This is a genomic window from Mesorhizobium sp. L-8-3 (genome assembly GCF_016756615.1).
Classification (GTDB): Bacteria; Pseudomonadota; Alphaproteobacteria; order Rhizobiales; family Rhizobiaceae.
In genome coordinates this window covers 7206347-7221677 of record NZ_AP023262.1, presented here as the reverse complement: position 1 = coordinate 7221677, position 15331 = coordinate 7206347, and the positions used below count along the sequence as shown (strand labels likewise).

The following is a 15331-nucleotide window of genomic DNA, read 5'->3' as shown; positions in this document are numbered from 1 at the left end:
GCGCAGCATGAAACATTATGCCGGATTGGACGTCGCGGTGAAAGAGACCGCCGTTTGCATCGTCGACGAAACAGGCGCGATCTGCCGTGAAGGGAAGGTGCCGAGCCATCCCGAAGATCTTGCGCGGGTGCTCACGGATCCTGCCTGGACCTTTGTGCGGATTGGGCTTGAAGCCGGGCCGCTGTCGCAATGGCTGTTTAGCGGGCTGGCGGAAGCCGGATTGCCGGTGACCTGTGTCGAGACGCGTCACACCAAGGCATTCTTGAACGCGCAGCCGAACAAATCCGACCGCATTGACGCCCGGGGCATTGCCCAGATGATGCGGGTCAACCTGTTTCGCCCGGTGCATGTCAAGACGCTGACGAGCCAGAAGCGCCGGGCCCTGCTGACGGCGCGCAAGCTGCTGCAGGCAAAGGCGATTGCCATCGAGAACGACATCCGCGGGCTGTTGCGCAACTTCGGGCACAAGGTCGGCATGGTCGGCGCCGTCAAATTCGAGCGCCGCGTCCGCGAGCTCACCGAAGGTATGCCCGATCTGGCCGAGATCCTTGAGCCGCTACTCGACGCACGCGACAAGCTGCGCCAGCACTTTAGCGCTCTGCACCGCAAGGTTCTGCTGCTCGCCCGCGAGGATGCGACGTGCCGCCGGCTGATGACGATTCCCGGTGTCGGTGCTGTGGTGGCGCTGGCCTATACCGCGACGATCGACATTCCGGCCCGCTTTAAGAACTCCAGGGTGTCGATACCGGATCAATACTCCCCATAAGTGCCGTTTGAATCTTCCTCAGTTTAGCGTTGCCGCCGGTCTTCCGGGGCGCGCCCCGGAGGACCGGCGGCGCGTCATCACCGATACTGCTCTCGATGGTCGAGAGGGGAATGGCGGTGATCAAACTCGGGGAGATAGTCATGATCTTGGATATGCATCGGCAAGGGATGTCGGTGTCAGCGATCGCCAGGCAGACCGGCGTCGATCGAAAGACAATCCGCAAATACATCGAGCGTGGCCTTGAGGCCCCTGCCTATGGACCAAGGAAGCCGCGGGCGACGGTAATTGATCCATTCACCGCCTATCTGCGTGAACGGGTTGCTGCCTATCCCGGCCTTAGCGGTCGGCGGCTCCTGCGAGAGCTGAAGGATCGTGGGTATGCCGGTGGCTACACTACCGTCACGGACTTTCTCAGAGACGTTCGTCCGACCTCAGAACCCGGCTTTGAAGTTCGGTTCGAAACAGCTCCCGGCGAACAGGCCCAGGTGGATTTCGCCCAATTCCATGTCGTCTTCACCGATGAGCCGGCAACCCCCAGGATCGTCTGGCTGTTTTCTATGGTGCTGGGCTATAGCCGTCTCATCTGGGCGCGCTTTGCTATGCATCAGGATCTGCCGACGGTGCTGCGATGCCACGCCGCGGCGTTCGATGCGATCGGCGGCGTTCCGCGCGAGATCCTTTACGACCGAATGAAGACTGCCGTCATCGGCGAAGGCGAGACGGGCGGCATTGTTTATAACCGCGCTCTGCTCGATCTCGGCCGCCATTTCGGCTTTCATCCGAAGGCCTGCAAACCATATCGCGCCAAGACGAAGGGAAAGGTCGAGCGACCATTCCGCTATATTCGTGAAGACTTCTTCCTGGCGCGCTCGTTTCGCAACCTTGATGATCTGAACACCCAACTGCGGCAATGGCTGGATGTCGTTGCCAATCCCCGCGTGCACGCCACAACGCAGCGCGTCGTCGTCGAGGCCTTCGCGGAAGAGCGCCTTCATTGCGGATTCCGAGATCATCGCGCGCACCGTTCCGATTTGATCGCGCGCGGCATTCCGAAGTGATGGCGCGCAGCATTCCGAGAATTACCCGCGCGGGATTCCGACACGATCGCGCGCAGTTCGGAGTTAGGAGAACCTGATCCTTGGGGCATGTTCCGGTCGGGCAACGACCGGAGGAATGGATGCCGACGAGGAGGGTTAGGATGCGCCACGTGCGCGAGATTTTGCGTCTGAGCTTGGAAGCGGGGCTATCGACGCGGATGGCTGGCGAGCGTGCCGGGGTCGGGCCGACGACGGTCCGGGATATGCTGAAGCGGTTTGCACGCTCCGGGCTGAACTGGCCGGTCCCGGCCGAGATGAGCGATGCCGACCTGGAAGCTTGCCTCTACGGCTTACCTGGGATGAAGCCCGGCCGGCGCAAACAGCCGGAACCGGACTGGTCGGCGGTGGCACGTGAGCTGAAGCGCAAGCATGTGACGCTGCAGGTTCTGTGGGAAGAGTATGTCGCCGCCCACCCGGATGGCTATCGCTACAGCCGTTGGTGTGACCTGTTCCGGCGCTGGGAAGGCCGCCTGCCTCTGACGATGCGGCAGAGCCACGCGGGCGGTGAGAAGATGTTTGTCGATTACGCCGGCGACACGGTGCCGGTTGTGGTCGACCGCCGGACCGGTGAGGTGCGCGATGCCCATCTGTTTGTGGCGGTGCTCGGCGGATCGAGCTTGTCATTTGGCTGCGCGACGTGGACCGAGCAGTTCGCGGACTGGATCGAGGCGCACAATGGCGCCTTCGCCTTCTTCGGCGGCGTGGCCCATCTTCTGGTCTACGATTACGTGCCCGGGCACGTAATCGGGGTTTTGTTCCCAGCCCGGTTATGTGCCCCGCAGCCTGTTGATCCAAGCGTTCTCAACGACATCGAGGCACATAACGATCAGAGGCCGGCGAGCCATTCGAGAAGTTTTGGCTCGCTCTGCCAGACTGGCTTTCGGGGAGGTCCCACCGAAGAAGTCGAAGGCACCTGACAGGCCTCAAGCGCCTCCTGCTTCATCTTGATGTTGATCTCGGCATATCGGTTGGTCGTATCCAGGCTGACGTGGCCAAGCCAACCTCTTATGACGTTCACGTCGACACCGGATTCGAGCAGATGCACGGCCGTGGTGTGTCTCCAAACATGCGGAGAAATGGACCTGTGTCCGTTGCCGATGCGAATGTCCGAACCATGACGCCGGACGAGCTTGTAGAGGCCGAATCGCGTCAGCGGCTTGCCGACGTTGCTGAGGAATACCGGAGTTGCTGGCGTGGCTGGCTGGCGTCGGTCACGCAGCATCTCGCCAAGCAGGCGGGCGGTCTCTGGCCATAGTGGGCAGGTCCGCCACTTATCACCCTTGCCGTGCAGGTTCACCCGCGGCGAGGAGGTCAAAACCAGCTGATCGACGGTCAGTCCGATGACTTCCGTTGCGCGGGCGCCAGTATTGTACAGGAACATGAGCAGCGCCTTGTCGCGGGTGGCCAGCTTCCCGTCGCGCGGCAGTCCGTCGAAGAGCCGTTCGACCTCGTCGCGCTCGAGATAATAGGTGGCCGCCGGCTGCGTGCGCTTCCTCGGGATGGCGGCGACGCGTTCGGCCTCCGGCAGCACCATCGGTTCCTGGCCACCGGCATAGGCGAAGAAGGTGTGTAGCATTGCGAGCCGGTGGTTCCGTGATCGGATGCTGTTGCCGCGCTCAGCTTCAAGATGGGCGAGAAAGGCCCGTACATTGTCGGCGCTGAGATCGCTCAGCCTGAGCTTGCTGATCGGGCGTCGGTTCTCCCTGGCCAGGAAGAGAAGGAACACCCGGATCCCGTCGCGGTAGCTCCGGATCGAGGTGGACGCCAGACCCTTCTCGGCTTTGAGATGGTGTTCGAAGAACTGATAGACGAGACTGCCGACGGTCCTCATGGCCGCCCTCCACGCGAAAGCGGCGCTGCAAAGCGTTCGAAGCGCTGACCGGCGGCTTCCAGGAGATCGGCGGTAACGGTGAGATAAACCGCGGTGGAGGCCGGATCCACGTGCCCCATGAAGGTCGACAGCTTGACCAGCTTGTCGGTGGGATTGCTACCGTTGCGATACCACCGCAGAAGTCGCCCGACCGCAAAGCTGTGCCGTAGATCATGCACGTGAGCCGGCGTTCCTCCTGGCGGGATCGCGATGTCCAGCTGATCGGCCAGCGAGCGGAAGATGATGCTGATCGTGCCCGGGTTCACAGGCCGATCTTTCATGAAAGAAAACAGCGGTGTGTCGGCCGCAACCGAAACCAGGTGCTGCGATCGCAACGCCATGAACGCATAGAGTCGCTGTGCCAGTTGCGGTCCCATGGGAATGAGCCTCGACTTGGAAAACTTCGTCTCGCGGATGGTGAGGACGTCACGATTGCGATCGACATCCCGCCAGCGCAGGCGCGCAACCTCGCCAACGCGCAGACCAAGCCCGAACAGCAGGCTGAAGATGGTGGCATAGGCGGGACCGCGAAGCGGAGCGTTGTTCCGATCCGCGAGTTCGGCGGCGCGATCGACGAGTTGTTGGGCAGTCCGCAGATCCAGGATGCAGGGCGGTCTTGGATTACCTCGGCGGCGCGGCTTCATCGTGACGGGGGAGCGATCGATAACGTCGTGTTCGACCATCCACTCGAACAGCCGGCCGACGATTCCTACCAGTTGGTTGAAGCTTCGTGGCCGCAGACGCGGACGACTGAGGAAAAAGGCATCGAGGAGCGCCGGGGTGATCTCCGCGAGGGTCTTGATGTCCTGCGCGTTCAGATAGCCGTCGAACATCCGCAATGCCTTATTCTCGACGTCGTAGCGCCGGTTGAGGGCGCGCTTGTGACAGACGAAGGCCATGATATGCGGCGCGATCGGACTTGAAGGCTCGGGAAGACGGGGGCTCATTGCAGATCCTCCCCGTCGCCAAGAGCGACTTCACGCAAGCCGTCCACCTGGACCTTGGCGTAGATCATCGTCGACGAAGCTGCGCGATGTCCGACATAATCGCCGATGGTCTTGAGCGGAAAGCCACTATCGACCAGCCGCTGAACGCACGCATGTCGGAGCGTATGGGAACCAGGGCGGGATACGGGAATGTCTGCTCTATGCAGATATCTGGTGGCCGTGGCCGACACTGCCGACTGCGTCAGCGGCGATCGTGGTGCCAGGTGTCGCCAGAAAAGCAGCCGGCTTGCCACCTCGGGTCGCCCGTTCTTGAGATAATCCACGATCGCCTCGCCGACGACGGGCGCCAGCGGATAGGTCGTGCTATGCTCGGCCTTGCGCTCGCGCACATGCAGGCGGTCGCGCTTCCAATCGAGGTCGTCGAGCGTCAACATCGCGACCTCGCGGGCGCGCAGGCCATATGTGATCATCAGCAACAGCATGGCGTAATCCCGTCGCCCAACGACGGTGCGGCGATCGACCTGGTCGAGCATCTTCTGGACGGAATCCCAACCGATCGATCGGGGAATGTCGGCCAACCTGTAATGCTGGGGCACCTCGACCAGCTTGCTGATGTCGCGTTGGAGAAGACCTTCTCGATGCACATATCGGAGAAAAACCCGCAATGTGCTTGCAAGACCGATCATTGATCTGGGCCCGAAGTGCTGAGCCTGTGTCGTGACGAACCCCGTCACCACAGGCAACGAAAGCGTGGTCACCTCGCATCCAACATCCCTGAGATATCGCTCGAAACCGCGCAGATAGTGCCGGTAGTGATGGATGGAGGTCGGGCGCAGGCCCCGCTCTTCGTGAAGGTAATCAAAGAATCCCGGCACCTGGGTAGCGAAAGGGATCGGCCAAGCTGTTCTACGGCTGGTGTTATCCGACTTCGAGACGACCTGGCTGAAGAAATGCCGCACAATGCCCCCGACGAAGTTGCGATCGCGTCGACACGCATCAGCGGATCGATCGGCGCGATGAGTGAACAGCCAATCGTCGATGAATGGCTCGATGAGCGCCTCGGCTTGTTCGATCTGATCAACATTGCGGGCCGCGGTGAACGCTGCAAACTTCGTCAGGATCGGAACCCGTCGGTAGATGCTGCGAACCGCGTAACCCCGCTCACAAAGCGCCGCGACATATTGGTCAATCTGCGACCCGAGCCAGCAACCCATTATCCCATCGACAGTCTGCGGCTTGACGAAAAAGCGTTCCAACATGGCAACCTCCATTCCAAAGTAGGGAACCGGAGGATGCGCTTCTGTTGCTGCCGCAAAGAGATGTGCCGTCATTAGCCCACAGGAATGTCTAACGTCAGTACCTTACCGACGGTAGGCCACATAACCGGGCTGGGAACAAAACCCGGACAACGCGAAGGTCGCGGTGATTAAGGCGTGTCACTTCGATCCGATGGTCAACCGCAGCTACACCGACATGGCGCGTCATTACGGCACGGCGGTGCTCCCGGCAAGACCGAGGAAGCCACGCGATAAGGCGAAAGTCGAGGCCTGTGTCGGCATTGTCGAACGCTGGGTCCTGGGCCGCTTGCGCAACCGGATCTTCTACAGCCTGGCCGAGGTGAACGCGGCGGTCGCCGAATGCATCACCGATCTCAACGACACACGGGTGCTTCGCCAGTTCAGCAAAACGCGGCGCCAGCTGTTCGAGGAGATCGACGCGCCGAACCTCAACCCGCTGCCGGCAGAACGGTGGGTCCACGCTGAGTGGAAGCGTTGCCGAGTCGGACTCGATTATCACATCGCGATTGAGCACCACCATTACTCGGTGCCCTGGCGCTTCGCCCGCCGCGAGGTCGAGGCTCGAATTACCACACGCACCGTCGAAATCTTCCTCGATGGCGAACGCATCGCCGCGCACATGCGTGGCAGCGGTAACGGGCGGCATACGACGATCCCCGAACATATGCCCTCGAGCCATCGGCGCTACCGTGAATGGACGCCCGTGAAGATCCGGGAGGAAGCGGCGCGGATCGGGCCGATGCTGTCGTTGCTGGTTGAAAAGATCATCGAGGATCGGCCGCATCCCGAGCAGGGTTACCGTTCATGCCTCGGCATCATCGGGCTAGCGAAGCGCTTCGGCGCCGAACGCCTGGAAGCGGCCGCGCGGCGCGCGCTGGAGATCCAGGCGCGCAACTATCCCTCGGTCAAATCGATCCTCGAGAAGGGGCTCGACAAGATTCCGGCGCGCGAAGCCTCGGACCACACGCCGATCTTCCACACCAACATCCGGGGCTCCGGATATTACAACTGAAAGGACTACAATGCTCAAACATCCGACACTCGAACTGCTGGGGCAACTCGGCCTGGCCGGCATGGCCCATGCGTTCATCGAATTGGAAAGCAACAGCGATGCCGACAACCTCAGCCACGCCGAATGGCTTGCCCTGCTGCTCGATCACGAGGCGACATACCGTAATGACCGGCGCCTTGCGCTCCGCCTTCGTCATGCGCGGCTACGCCACCATGCCGTGCCCGAGGATGTCGATTACCGTGCTGCGCGCGGTCTCGATCGCCGGCTGTTCGACAAGCTGCTCAAGGGCGACTGGATCGGCGCCCATGAGAGCTTGGCCATCGTCGGGCCGGCCGGGGTCGGGAAGAGCTGGTTGGCCTGCGCCATCGGTCACAAGGCCTGCCGTGACAACCGTTCGGTCCTCTACACCCGACTGCCGCGGCTCATCGATGACCTGTCCCTGGCCAAGGGCGACGGCCGCATCGCCGCGCGCATGAAAAGCCTGGCCAGGGTCGATCTCCTTATCCTCGACGATTGGGGCCTCGAACCGCTCGACGGCAATGCCCGTCACCACCTGCTCGAAATCCTCGAAGACCGGTACGGGCGTCGCTCAACGCTGGTGACCAGCCAACTCCCGGTGGCCCGCTGGTTCGATCTGATCGGAGATCCGACCTACGCCGATGCCATCCTCGACCGCCTCGTTCACAACGCTCACCGGCTCGAACTCAACGGCGAATCCATGCGCAGATCCATCATCTCCGCTGCCGCTTGACCGAACCGCAAATGCAGTGACATCTTCCCCGACGATCAGGTGCTCCACCTGCGCGCGATCAGATCGGAACGCTGCGCGGCATCAGATCGGAATACATGCGCGCCATCGTCGGAATCCGCACGCCTTCATCTGCGTCCCTTGCCGCTGGCTCCGTTCCGATCGGTTCTGCGGCTTGAGCGCAGGATATCCCGAGAGGGCATGGTCAGTGTCGGGGGAAACGCATACAGCGTGCCCGACGCCACCAGAAGGCGGCTCGTCGAAGTTCACACCTTGGCCAATGAGGTTCGAATCTTCGAAGACGGTGCGCTGATTGCTGTGCATCCGGTGTTGGAAGGTCGCCATCAGCGCCGCGTCGAACCAGGACACAGAACCCTTCGCTCACCGCCGCGCTCGCGATCGCGCGTCAACAATGACGAGATCATTCTTCATGGATCCGGAGACCGGGTCACACAGCGGCCGCTCGCCTTCTACGACGCCGTCGCCAGAGCCATGGCACAGGAGAACCGCCCATGAGCGCCGCGCTCGATGCCGTGCCGTCGATGATCGACCGCATTCGCCATGACCTGGTCGGCCTGAAGATGCCACGTGCCCTTGAAGCACTCGACCATATTGTCCGCCGCCTGGAGCATGGCGAGCTGTCGGCACTCGAAGCGATCGATATTCTCCTTTCCGAAGAGCTGACCCTACGGGAGAACAGCCGTATAAAGACGGCGTTGCGGATGGGTCGGCTGGCAACCATCAAAACGCTCGCCGGCTTTGATTTCTCTTTCCAGCCCTCCCTCGATCGCGATCGGATCTTCACGCTCGCGCAACTGGGTTTCGTCGAAAGGCACGAGGCCGCCCATTTCCTCGGGCCGCCAGGAACTGGCAAAAGCCATCTGGCTATCGCGCTCGGCGTCGAAGCTGTCAAAGCGGGCAAGAGCGTCTACTTCTGCACCCTGGCCGATCTCATTGCAGTGCTGTCCAGGGCCGAGCGCGAGGGACGGCTGCAAGAACGCATCCGCTTCTTCTGCAGGCCAAGTCTGCTGATCGTCGACGAGATCGGCTATCTCCCGGTGATCGCCGGCGGCGGCAATCTGTTCTTCCAGCTCGTCAACGCCCGCTACGAGAAAGGGGCAATGATCCTGACGTCCAACCGCGGCTTTGCAGAGTGGGGAGATGTTTTTGGAGACGCCGTGGTCGCCACCGCGCTTCTCGACAGGCTTTTGCATCATGCCGTCGTCGTTCAGATCGAAGGATCAAGCTACAGGCTGCGCCAGCATGCCGAATTGATGCCTGAACACGTCCGTTCGAAAGCCCTGATTACTCCACCGTCCTTCGCTCCACCATCACGGCCGCGCGGGCGGCCGCCGAAAAATACCCAATTCTCCATGCCGTCCGGGCCGGCATAATTGGGGAATTTTACTTCGGCACTTTTGGGGAAATTTCACCCGGTATTGACACTCCAGGGCGGTCGGGCCGATCTTGGGGCTTGGAGCGACGGGACCCAGTTCCGCTGGACCAGACAGGAACGCATACCAACCGCCGGCTGACGTTCCGACCAGCGCAGCCTGCCGCCGTGCTCGTGCCCCGTCAAGGGCAAGTCGCTGCGCGATGGCCCGGTGGCCACCCTTGACGGATCGGAGGATCCGCGGGGCCGATAACCGTCGGGAACGCCAGATGCTTGGCGGCCTTTGGCGGGAGCTGGAGCTGAGATGCTATGGGGCAAGCGGCGAGGATGTGGCATCCTTCGGCGCTGTAAAAACCACCATCAGAAGGAGAGCGTCCATGTCGCATTTGTTTGACGCGAGCCGGTCCCTTACCGCTCTTGAACAGGATAACACTATCGTCGCCATCATCGAAATGAGCAAAGCGAAATGGCTGATTGCCGCGCTTGTTCCGGGTTGCAAGCGCCAGCCGCGGAAGAAGGTTTATGCCGACACGCCGTCATTGTTGAAGCTGCTGCAGCGCTGGGGCGACCAAGCCGGCCAGGCCGGGCAGACGATCAAGCGGATCGCCGTCGCTTATGGGGCGGCCGCGCGGCTTTTGGCTGGCGCGCTGGCTGCGGGCGCGCGACATCGAGGCCCCTGCCATCCACCCTGCCAGCGTTGCGGTGACGCGTGAGCACCGACGTGCCAAGGCAGGATAGGCTCGAAACGGAGCTTGGATGCGGTGTGGGCTGGCTGCGCGGCAAGAAGCGCCATTGCAGTATGGCGGCAATTCCGCGGGATCAAGACCGCGCGCCGTTTTGTATGTTCTTTGCGACCACCGAGACCGGACGGATCCAAACGTGCGATAGCATTAGAGTCGAGCTCGATACGGCGGCGTCTGGAATTTTGTCAGGTCAGGCCGGTGGCTCAGCGCAAAGCGGATTTCTTCGGCAAGGATGGTCTTCTCGTCAGATAGCGCAGGCTGAGATTGTAGCCAACTGCCGCGCTTGCAAAGCAGTACCGCGGACTCAATTGGCGATTAGAATATCGCACCGAGGGATATTCGTTGAGTCGCGCTCCCTAACACGCTGCCGCTGCCTGATAATCAGCGTTGCAACACACCCTTCAAGTAACTTTACAGAATCTTTGCGAGCGCGGATCGCTGACAGTGCTATGGACGCTATGTCTGAGGCCGGGCGCAAATCAAACCGACGCCTGTTTAGGCTCTGGCCGCTGCACTGCACACATGGAGGTCGACCCCAATGGCAACAAGAGCGCTCATCCTAGTTGAAGGCCACAGGACTATTGGTCTGCCAAACATGAAAGCAGCCCAGCGTCTTGGGCTGCATCCAATTACCCTGGCGGCCGATCCAGCTCAATACGGCTATCTTGCGGCGGAAGGCCTTGAGGCCATCCGCGTCGACACAGAAGATCTCGATGCGCTGATCCGCGAATGTTCCCGGTTGCGTGCGACCTATGACATTGCTGGCATTACTGGCTTTTCGGGCCTCGACGAGTCGATCTATGCGACAGTTGGCAAGCTCTGCCGGCATTTCGATCTGCCAGGACCGAACCCGGCGTCCATTGAACAATGCTGCGACAAATTCACTCAACGTCAACTCCTCGCGGCGGCCGGCATTCCAATGCCTGCTTATCGCCTGGCAGCCAATGCCACAGACGTAGAAAGCGCTGCCGCGGAGATCGGGCTGCCGGTGATTGTTAAGCCAGCCGTTGGCAGCGGCAGTTGCGGTGTCCGATTGTGCCGCAACGCCGACGAGTTGGCCGAACATACGGCCTATCTGCTGGCTGGGAACCACATATGGCGGTCTTCGCCGAGGATCCTTGTCGAAGAATTCGCACAGGGTCCCTTCTATTACGCCGACATAATGGGAAATGAGGTCATTGGGATCGCCGCGGCTGACTCCGGCCCTTTACCGCATTTCGTATTTCGTGAAATGACCTTTCCGGCCCCTCTGAGTGATGACGAATATAAGCGTATCGCCGATGTTTCGCTGAGCTGTTTGCAAGTTCTCGGCCTTGGTTGGGGGCCGACAGCTATCGAATTCCGGTGGACGAAGCGTGGGCCAGTAGTCATTGAGGTGAATCCGCGACTTGCGGGTGGGATCGGTCCTCGAGTGGTTCAACTGGCTTACGGGGTCGATCTCATTGCCGAGCACCTCAAGCTCGTGATCGGCGAGGAGTGGGATTTGCGCAGAAGGCATTCGCAGACTGTGGCCGCGCGATTCCTTGTTCCTGAGGGCGACGGCATCCTAGATTGGATCGAGGGCGCCAGTCAGGCGGTTGCGATACCAGGTGTCGCCGAGGTCAAATTGTATGTTGAACCCAAGACGCCGATCCTCAGGAAAGCCGACTATCGAGACCGCATGGGACATATCATCGCCGCTTCACCCAGCCCCGGTCAAACTGCGGCGATTCTTCAGCGCGCCGTCGACTTAATGAGTTGGTCGATCACACCCTTTCTAACGCTTGGCGACCAGGAACAATCTACAGCCCTCCACCTCCCCGCACCAACGCAGATGGCGCCAAATAAGAGGTGATCGTCGTAGATGATTGGTGCATGAGAACACAAGAGGGAGGTACGTCAACAATGGTACTTATCTCGTCACTCTAGGCACCTCTATGTTATTGAAGACGGTGAGGCGAATTGCTTGTTCGAGAGCAATCAATTTATGCCTGACCTTCGTATTCAGTCCGCTCTTGGCCGCGTACCGCAATTTCAGCTAACGTCGATTCCAACGCAGAAAGCCCAACATCCGTAGGTTTTAGGCTAGAATCAAGAAAATGTTTTGACCTCACTAAGCAACCGCATCATGAATCGCAAGGCAACTGAGAGCGCTATCTCCCCGCCGAAGGGAGCCAATATTTGCCGGCAGCGCGACAGCGAGCCACTGATGCCATTGACCACCAGGACGGTTGAATGAACCAAAGATCACGGAACGTTACACGGTTTCGAACGTCGATCCGGTGGGCATTGTTGCGCGACCAACCACACTGGCAATCATTGAGGTGAGATATGGCGAATATACGCTCTGCGATTCCTCTGACGGGTGTCCCATTCCCGAGATCAGAGTACGAGCGCCGGCAGCATAAAGTGCTGGAGGCGGTAACTAGAGCCAGGTTAGATGCACTTGTGGTCACTGCCAATGGCCATCTTCGGTATCTCAGCGGATATGATGGAAGTGGCGCATACTTCGCGCCGTTTCCTTTAATATTGCGGCCTGGCCGGTCACCGATATATGTCGTTCGAGAATACGACGAGGAGGTAGTTCGTTCGTATAGTTGCATTGATGAGATAATTACTTATACGCACCAACAGGATTTTGGCAAGGTTTGTGCTGACGTCCTTCGCCAGCATGGACTGCACAGCAAGTGGGTCGGTTTTGAGCTTGGCTGCTGGGGACTCGCACCGGCCGATGTCAATGCACTTCAGGCGCAGCTTCCCGATTTGAAGATCTCTGATGCCACTCGGCTGGTTTCCTCGGTAGCGGCGGTGAAAGGCGAGCTAGAGCTCGAGTGCATGCGCGACGCTATGCGCATGACCGACCTGGCTGTGCGAACCTTCCAGGGCTCGCTACGCGAAGGTGTTACCGAACTGGAGATGGCTGCGGCCATCGCGGCGGCGATCAAGGCAGAGGCTAGCAACGCTGGTGACGAATTTGGGCCGGCTCCCGCTACCATTTTGTTTGGGGAGCGGACGAAGTTACCGCACGCCGCTCCGACGCAGCATCCTATTAGAAATAATGAGCCTGCTTTTTTGGAAATCGGCGCATCGAAGCACGGGTACACCGCAGGGTTGGTCCGGTGCGCCGTACTTGGCCGCCATCCGGAGACCGAATCTCTGCACACCTTGGCCGAGGAAGTCATTGAGGCCCTCGTTGCCGCGATTAAGCCGGGTACCAGCGCGGGGGAGATGGACGCTGCTGGCCGGGAGGTGCTGAAGCGATCCGGACGCCAGGGAGTCTTTCGCCAACGTACCGGATATCAAACGGGCATTAATTGGGCTGAACGCGGTGACCTGAGTTTGGAGCCATGTGCAGAAGAGATCCTAGCCGTGGGCATGACCTTGCACATGCCAAATATATTGTGCAGCGAAAACGGTTACTTATTTGGGGTCGGGGCCCACGTCTTGGTGACAGAGCATGGTGCTGAACTGCTGAGCCACACCCCTCCAACGCTCCATCACGCATGACGCTTGGCAACCCGCATCAAAGGCGAAGGATGGATTATATGGGCGGCCGCGGTGCCGGCTGGTAGGCATCAGCCTGAGCTATTTTGCCCACGGGAGCCCGGCGCAAGGCTCCAAGGCGGATCCCGTTGGTCATGTCCCGTTGCATGGTGTAGGAGCGCCTACCTTTGGAGAGGTCCGAGGCTGATCAGGCTGCCACTGCGGGCAACCTGATGGTGGGATTGTCTGTGTGATACGGGCGAGCGTTTCAAGGCTGTCAATGGGCACCGAAGTTTCCGCAAAAGTGAGCATCAATTTTCCCTATCTGGCGGGTGAAGGTTTCGGTGATCAGCCGGCGTCTTGATCGGTCGATTTCAGTCCTGCTGGGCGGCCACGCTTTTTCGGCAGTGGCGGCGGATTGACAAGCGCTTTGGAGCGAACATGCTCGGGAGCAAGATCAGCGTGCTGGCGCAATCGATAGCTCGATCCTTCGATCTGCACGACGACGGCATGGTGAAAAAGTCTGTCGAGCAATGCTGTTGCGACAACAGCATCACCAAAAACTTCGTCCTATTCCGCAAAGCCGCGATTGGAGGTGAGTATCATGGCACCCTTCTCGTAACGGGCATTGACGAGCTGGAAGAAGAGATTGCCGCAGGCGGGCACGATCGGGAGATAGCCGATTTCGTCGACGACCAGCAGGGTTGCGCGGCATAGATAGCGGATACGCTCGCGCAACTACCCCTCGCGCTCGGCCTTGGCCAGCGAGGCGATAATGTCTGCGAGCGTGGAGAAGTAGACGCGGCTGATCGAGTTTGGCCGGTTCGCGGCCCTCTCCCGGCAGCAGCATGGCGAGCGGCAGCCCGAGACCTTCGCCATTCTGGGCTTCATCCCCTATTGTGGGCGGACCCGGGACGGCCGGTTCATTGTGAAGCACAAAACGGAAGGGAAACGCCTGACGCGTAAGCTGACGGCGTTGCGCAAGGAGGCTTGGCGGTTCATGCACGCGCCACTGGCCACGCAGCACGAGTGGTTCGCCGCCGTTCTGCGTGGACACTACGGCAGGCCGCACAACTACCCTTCGCTCAACGGGTTCTACCGGGAAGTGCGTCGGACGTGGCTGCGCTGTCTGAGACGGCGAAGCCAGAAGAGTCGGCGCATGGCCTGGCCGGAGTTCGAGACCCTGACGGCACGCCTCCGCCTGCCCACTCCGCGCATCACTCGCACTTGGGCGCAGGCACGGATATGACGCGGGTTACTCTCGCCGGTTGGGGGGAATCCGCCCGCCCGGATCTGTGAGGGTTGCGCCTTGCAAGTGCGTTGAAGTCTGCCGTCGGAGATGACGGCCGCGGTAAAGCCTAGCGAGCAGCCGCGTACCGAGTTTTGCGTGGCGTCCGGTCACGGCCGCTGCGAAGCGTAAACAGGGAGGTTGTAGGCCGAAACATACGTGAACGGATAGATAGCCCCGAAATCGATCGAGATCGGAGTAGCCGACCCTTTCCCTCAAAGGGGAAGGCGGAATCGCATGCCGCGTCATTGCGAGTGGTATGAGGTGCTCCCGGGGTTCGTACCGCCAGCATGCAATCGAAGGATTTGACGTGAACGAGGGAGATCCATCCGGTTCAAGCGCAAGCTTGCAGGACCTGCCAAGCCGATGAGGTGAGAAGAGGCTGATGACCGGGTGGAAGTCAGACCGACTGATAGTACTCCGAGGACGGGAGGGCCGGCCACATGGGGGGGGGAAGCGGTCAGCGGCGGTAAAAATGTTCTTGGGCAACATGGGCTCCATTCAACGGGAGACACGGCCTTTCATGCAAAGGGAAGATTAGCTGAGCATGGAATCAGAATTTGAACGTTAGCAGCGAAAGCTCGGTGTGAGCCGAAACTCCGCTTTACGTCGCTTGCTGCGCGGCGACAATCAAGGTGAGACTCGCATTGCCTCGCCTGAATTGTTCCCGAATATTCAACCGTTGCCTCACATAAGTTGCTCCCTAC

The 15331-nt window shown here is 60.3% G+C and carries 9 protein-coding genes and 5 pseudogenes; 10 read left to right on the top strand and 4 right to left on the bottom strand.

The window, feature by feature from the left end; genetic code table 11:
* Positions 1-7: 7 nt before the first annotated feature.
* The 3 pseudogenes from JN302_RS33410 to JN302_RS33400 all read left to right on the top strand — a co-directional run.
* Positions 8-748, top strand: a pseudogene (locus JN302_RS33410) (IS110 family transposase); the annotation flags it as partial.
* 134 nt (positions 749-882) lie between these two features.
* Positions 883-1755, top strand: a pseudogene (gene istA, locus JN302_RS33405) (IS21 family transposase); the annotation flags it as partial.
* 209 nt (positions 1756-1964) lie between these two features.
* Positions 1965-2588, top strand: a pseudogene (locus JN302_RS33400) (IS21 family transposase); the annotation flags it as partial.
* 101 nt (positions 2589-2689) lie between these two features.
* On the opposite strand, the gene JN302_RS33395 reads toward JN302_RS33400, so the two are convergent.
* From JN302_RS33395 to JN302_RS33385, 3 genes are read right to left on the bottom strand one after another with little or no spacing between them, the layout of a single operon-like run.
* Positions 2690-3694, bottom strand: a complete 1005-nt coding sequence (locus tag JN302_RS33395; RefSeq protein ID WP_244846087.1) for a tyrosine-type recombinase/integrase — start codon at positions 3692-3694, stop codon at positions 2690-2692.
* The gene (locus JN302_RS33390; RefSeq protein ID WP_202330476.1) at positions 3691-4680 is read right to left on the bottom strand and encodes a tyrosine-type recombinase/integrase; all 990 of its coding nucleotides are present in this window, start codon (positions 4678-4680) and stop codon (positions 3691-3693) included. The genes JN302_RS33395 and JN302_RS33390 overlap by 4 nt, the downstream gene beginning before the upstream one ends.
* Positions 4677-5939 (bottom strand): tyrosine-type recombinase/integrase, encoded by a 1263-nt coding sequence (locus JN302_RS33385; RefSeq protein WP_202330475.1) that lies wholly within the window; start codon positions 5937-5939, stop codon positions 4677-4679. The genes JN302_RS33390 and JN302_RS33385 overlap by 4 nt, the downstream gene beginning before the upstream one ends.
* 142 nt (positions 5940-6081) lie before the next feature.
* Between JN302_RS33385 and JN302_RS33380 the strand changes: the two are divergent.
* The 7 genes and pseudogenes from JN302_RS33380 to JN302_RS33350 form a co-directional block, all read left to right on the top strand.
* Positions 6082-6990 (top strand): annotated as a pseudogene (locus JN302_RS33380) (Mu transposase domain-containing protein); the annotation flags it as partial.
* Positions 6991-7000: 10 nt separating this feature from the next.
* Positions 7001-7741, top strand: coding sequence for an IS21-like element helper ATPase IstB (gene istB, locus JN302_RS33375; RefSeq protein WP_202330474.1), 741 nt, complete (start codon positions 7001-7003; stop codon positions 7739-7741).
* A gap of 39 nt (positions 7742-7780) precedes the next feature.
* Positions 7781-8254 carry a Mu transposase domain-containing protein gene (locus JN302_RS40070; RefSeq protein ID WP_446720692.1) on the top strand — a complete coding sequence of 158 codons (474 nt, stop codon included), beginning with the start codon at positions 7781-7783 and terminating at the stop codon, positions 8252-8254.
* Positions 8251-9132 carry an IS21-like element helper ATPase IstB gene (istB, locus tag JN302_RS33365; RefSeq protein WP_202330473.1) on the top strand — a complete coding sequence of 294 codons (882 nt, stop codon included), beginning with the start codon at positions 8251-8253 and terminating at the stop codon, positions 9130-9132. Before JN302_RS40070 ends, istB (JN302_RS33365) begins: the two co-directional genes overlap by 4 nt.
* Positions 9133-9508: 376 nt before the next feature.
* Complete coding sequence (locus JN302_RS33360) at positions 9509-9844, top strand: hypothetical protein (protein ID WP_202330472.1); 336 nt, start codon at positions 9509-9511, stop codon at positions 9842-9844.
* Between the two features lie 568 nt (positions 9845-10412).
* Complete coding sequence (locus JN302_RS33355) at positions 10413-11708, top strand: ATP-grasp domain-containing protein (RefSeq protein WP_202330471.1); 1296 nt, start codon at positions 10413-10415, stop codon at positions 11706-11708.
* A gap of 476 nt (positions 11709-12184) precedes the next feature.
* Positions 12185-13360 carry a M24 family metallopeptidase gene (locus JN302_RS33350; protein ID WP_202330470.1) on the top strand — a complete coding sequence of 392 codons (1176 nt, stop codon included), beginning with the start codon at positions 12185-12187 and terminating at the stop codon, positions 13358-13360.
* Between the two features lie 324 nt (positions 13361-13684).
* Here the strand turns inward: JN302_RS33350 and JN302_RS33345 are convergent.
* Positions 13685-14137 (bottom strand): annotated as a pseudogene (locus tag JN302_RS33345) (ATP-binding protein); the annotation flags it as partial.
* Between the last annotated feature and the right edge of the window lie 1194 nt (positions 14138-15331).